The sequence below is a fragment of the Hyphomonas sp. genome, from assembly GCF_046313735.1.
Taxonomy (GTDB): Bacteria; Pseudomonadota; Alphaproteobacteria; order Caulobacterales; family Hyphomonadaceae; genus Hyphomonas.
This window is the reverse complement of record NZ_JBKBXW010000055.1, coordinates 1-4,288: the sequence shown is the minus strand read 5'-3', so window position 1 is coordinate 4,288 and position 4,288 is coordinate 1. Positions and strand designations below refer to the sequence as shown.

General features: G+C 64.4%; 4 protein-coding genes. 2 read left to right on the top strand and 2 right to left on the bottom strand.

Features of this window, described 5'->3' with window-relative positions:
• Nucleotides 1-1,112: AbgT family transporter (locus tag ACK4SV_RS15950; protein ID WP_409918833.1), on the top strand; the 1,112-nt coding region annotated here is incomplete at its 5' end.
• On the opposite strand, the gene solA is transcribed toward ACK4SV_RS15950, so the two are convergent.
• A complete protein-coding gene (solA, locus tag ACK4SV_RS15945; RefSeq protein ID WP_409918832.1) occupies nt 1,100-2,254 on the bottom strand; it encodes an N-methyl-L-tryptophan oxidase in 1,155 nt (384 codons plus the stop codon). The genes ACK4SV_RS15950 and solA overlap by 13 nt on opposite strands.
• Before the next feature lie 159 nt (nt 2,255-2,413).
• On the opposite strand from solA, the gene ACK4SV_RS15940 reads away from it, so the two are divergent.
• Nucleotides 2,414-3,688 carry an aminotransferase class III-fold pyridoxal phosphate-dependent enzyme gene (locus ACK4SV_RS15940; protein ID WP_409918831.1) on the top strand — a complete coding sequence of 425 codons (1,275 nt, stop codon included), beginning with the start codon at nt 2,414-2,416 and terminating at the stop codon, nt 3,686-3,688.
• A 7-nt stretch (nt 3,689-3,695) separates the two neighbouring features.
• Here the strand turns inward: ACK4SV_RS15940 and ACK4SV_RS15935 are convergent.
• Nucleotides 3,696-4,288 (bottom strand): TRAP transporter large permease subunit (locus ACK4SV_RS15935; protein ID WP_409918830.1); only part of this gene is annotated, 593 nt, incomplete at its 5' end.

The following is a 4,288-nucleotide window of genomic DNA, read 5'->3' as shown; positions in this document are numbered from 1 at the left end:
TGATCCCGCTGGCAGGGGCGATTTATTATGCGCTCGGCCGACACCCGCTGGCCGGCATGGCGGCGGCGTTCGCCGGTGTTTCCGGCGGCTACAGCGCAAACCTTCTGATTGGCACGATCGACCCGCTGCTGGCGGGCATCACCCAGGAAGCGGCGCGGCTGATTGATCCCGATTATGTCGTGCTGGCGACGGCAAACTGGTATTTCATGGCGGGGTCGACCTTCCTCGTGACGCTGATCGGGTCGCTCGTTTCGATCTTCATCGTGGAGCCGAAGCTCGGGCCTTATGACCCCTCGCGCGCCGACCCGACCATTCTGGACGAGCGGATGATGGAGCCGCTCAAGAGCGAGGAGAAGAAGGGGCTGCTCTGGGCCGGAATCGCGATCCTGGGCGTGTTCGGCCTGATGGCGCTGACGCTGGTGCCGGACTGGGGGGTGCTGCGAAACCCAGACACTGGCGACCGGATCGACTCGCCGTTTTTCGGCGGGTTTGTCGTCTGGATCCTGATCTTTTTCGTCGTGGCGGGCTATGCCTATGGGCGGGCTGTCGGTGTCATGAAAACGGACACGGATGTCATCGACGCGATGGCGGCGGCGATCGGCTCGCTCGGGCTGTATATCCTGCTGGTGTTCTTCGCGGCGCAGTTCGTGGCGTTCTTCAACTGGACCAATCTGGGCGCGATTACGGCGGTGACGGGCGCGCAGTTCCTTCAGGATTCCGGCATGACCGGGCCGCTCGTCTTCTTCCTGTTCATCCTGATGTGCGCGATTATCAACCTGTCGCTCGGCTCGGCTTCCGCGCAATGGGCGGTGACGGCGCCGATCTTTGTGCCCATGCTGATGCTGATCGGCTATTCCCCGGAAGTCATCCAGGCGGCCTACCGCATCGGCGATTCCTCGACCAACATCATCACGCCGATGATGAGCTATTTCGGCCTGATCCTCGCCTGGGCCACCCGCTATGACAAGAAACTCGGTGTCGGCACGCTGATCGCGATGATGCTGCCTTACTCAATCTTTTTCATGCTGTTCTGGTCTGGCTTTTTCTTCCTCTGGACCTTTGTCCTCGGCATTCCGGTCGGGCCCGGATCGCCCACCTATTATGCGCTCTGAGCCGGCTGCCCCGCAAAGCGAGACAGGCTGAACAGGGAGAGGTCGAAGCCGGGGTCTTCCTGCATCGCCAGTTTGACCAGGATCTCGCCGATCACGGGCGCGAACTTGTATCCGTGGCCGGACAATCCGGCGGCGAGGACGCCGGACTTGTCCTGCGGATGCCGGTCGATGATGAAGTTGCCGTCTGGCGACATGGTATACATGCAGGTCACGGATTTTCGAATGGGGCCTAGCGACGGCGCATAAGTGCGGCAGAAGTCTTCGATCCGCGAACGGTCCTTGTCGCGAATGGCGCGGTCCATGTCCTGCCAGCGGCTGAAGCGTTCGCCGGTGCTGTGCTCCGCGATCTTGACGAGACCGTCCTCGTTGGCCGGGAAGCCATAGATCCATTTGTTGCGTGGCAGGTGAGCGACGAAGGGCCGGAAGCCGGGCGCGCGCGTGAACCTGTCGTCTGCCGGGGCTTCCAGCCAGTGCAGCGTGTTGCGCTCCAGGACGAGGTGTTTCTGAAGCTCCGGGATGAGTTCGTGCGACCAGGGGCCGGCGGTGAAGATGGCTGTCTCCGCCTCGATCCACCGGTCGTCGAGTTCAATACGCCAGCGGCCATTTTTATGCGCGGCGGTGCGGATGGTCCGGCCGGTCAGGCATGTGGCGCCCTTTGCTTCGGCGCGCTGGCGCACCTGACTCAGATAGGTTTCGACGCCGAGATAGCCGGCGCGTGTTTCATGGAAATGGTCCCAGCCCTTGGGCAGCTCGAACGGGGCTTTGCCGTCTGACGTGTCCGGGCCGGTCTGGGTGAGGGGAATGTCATAGGCGGCGGCGGAGGCGCGGGTGGCTTGAATGCGCGGGTCATCGGCCGGGCCAAAATACTGGACACCGGTTTCATGGAAGATGTCGCCGTCCATCTCGGCGGCATGCTGGCGCCAGAGGTCTAGCGCGCGGCGGATGAGGGGAATGTAGCGCGCATCCTCGCTATAGGCTTCGCGGATGAGGCGGGTTTCGCCATGCGAGCTGCCTTGAATATGCGGCGGGTCGAACTGGTCGATGCCGAGCACGGTGAGGCCCCTTTGCGCCGCAACATGCAGGGCGGAGAGGCCCATCGCGCCGAGGCCGAGAATGGCAATGTCTGTGTGCTGTGTTTTCATCATCTTCCTTTTGGGTTGACGCTGCGCCGGCAGGCTAACGCGGCAGGGCCTTGCGGATCAACCTCGGCCGCTGGCAGATTCCTGCTTTGCACCGGGTGCCGCCGCCGATAGGCTGGCCGCGAGGCAGACGGGCATCAGCCCGCGGCGGGAGGGTATCAGATGTGGACCAATTCAGAGGACAAGGCGCTGCGCGTACGCGCTGAGGCGGTGATCCCCGGTGGTATGTATGGCCACCAGTCTGCGCGGCTGCTGCCGGAGGACTATCCCCAATTCTTCGAAAAGGCCTCCGGCGCGCATCTTTGGGACGCGGATGGCAACCGCTATCTCGACTTCATGTGCGGCTATGGCCCGAACCTGTTCGGCTACGGCCATGACGGCATCGATGCGGCCTATACCGGCCAGTTGGCGCGCGGCGACACGATGACCGGGCCGTCCGGCCTGATGGTGGATCTCGCCGAGCAGATGACTGCGATGGTGAGCCATGCCGATTGGGCGATGTTCTGCAAGAATGGGACGGACGCGACCACGATGGCGATGATGACCGCGCGCAGCCATACGCGGCGCAGCACGATCATTCTGGCCAAGGGCGCGTATCACGGCGCAGCGCCCTGGTGCACGCCGGTGCGGCGCGGCGTGGCGAAGGGTGACCGGGCGGGGCAGGTTTTCTGCACTTACAATGATGTGGAGAGCCTCGAAGCCGCGGTTCGCGAGGCGGGCGATGATCTCGCCGCGATCTTCGCCGCGCCGTTCCGGCACGACACCTTTGTGGATCAAGAGGATCCGGACCCTGCCTATGCGAAGCGCGCGCGGGAGATCTGCGACGAAACCGGCGCTCTGTTGATTGTCGATGATGTGCGGGCGGGCTTCCGGCTGGCGCGTGACTGCAGCTGGTCGCGTATCGGCGTGGCGCCGGACCTCTCCTGCTGGGGCAAGGCGATTGCCAATGGCCATCCGATCTCGGCGCTGCTCGGCGGCGACAAGGCGAGGGCAGCGGCGGCCTCGATCTATGTGACGGGCTCGTTCTGGTTCTCTGCGGCGCCAATGGCGGCGGCGCTGGCGACGCTGAAGCTGATCCGCGAAACGGACTATCTGGAGCAGACCGTCGCGCTGGGCCAGCGGCTGCGCGACGGGCTGGACTCGGTGGCGTCGCGGCACGGCTTTGGGCTTCGCCAGACCGGGCCGGTGCAGATGCCGCTGATCCTGTTCGAGGACGATCCCGGGCTCGGTAAAGGCTATGCCTGGAGCGCCGCGCTGGTGAAGCGCGGTGTCTACTTCCACCCCTGGCACAACATGTTCCTGTGCGCTGCCATGACTGAGGCGGATATCGACTTTACACTCGAGGCGGCCGACGACGCCTTCATGGCGATCCGGGCTGAGGGCGTGTGGCCGCCATCGGCGCAGCTTGTCGCGGCGGGGCTCGTGCCGGGCGGCTGACCCCTGCCTAGCGGAATGCGCCGGGCAGCCACAGGGTCAGCGGCGGGAAGAAGGTGATGAGCATCAGCACCGCGATCAGGCAGAGATAAAACGGCCAGATTGCACGGATCGTTTCCTCAACGGGCACTTTGCCGAGGGCCGAGCCGAGAAACAGGACAGAGCCCACCGGCGGGGTCAGCAGGCCGATGCCAAGGTTCAGCATCATGATGATCCCGAACTGGACCGGGTCCATGCCGAGCGCCATCACCACCGGCAGGAAGATCGGCGTCGTGATGATGATCAGCGGCGCCATGTCCATGAAGGTGCCGAGCAGGAGCAGCAGCAGATTGATCAGCAGGAAGATGACCACCGGATGCGCGGGAAGACCGCTGAGTCCGCTGGCGAGCTGGCCCGGCACTTCGAGCAGCGCCAGCAGCCAGCCGAACATCGCCGCGCAGCCGATGATCAGCATGATCATGGCCGCCGTCTTCACCGCGCCGGCGGCGGCGGCCAGGAAACGCGAGGTCCCGAGCGTGCGATAGACCACCGCGCCTATGATCACGGTGTAGATCACCGCGACGGCCGAGGCCTCGGTCGGCGTGAACAGGCCGAACAGGATGC

Coding starts and splice junctions, on each gene's coding strand:
- solA (WP_409918832.1), bottom strand. CDS start 2,254: ATGAAAACACAGCACACAGACATTGCCATTCTCGGCCTCGGCGCGATG.
- ACK4SV_RS15940 (WP_409918831.1), top strand. CDS start 2,414: ATGTGGACCAATTCAGAGGACAAGGCGCTGCGCGTACGCGCTGAGGCG.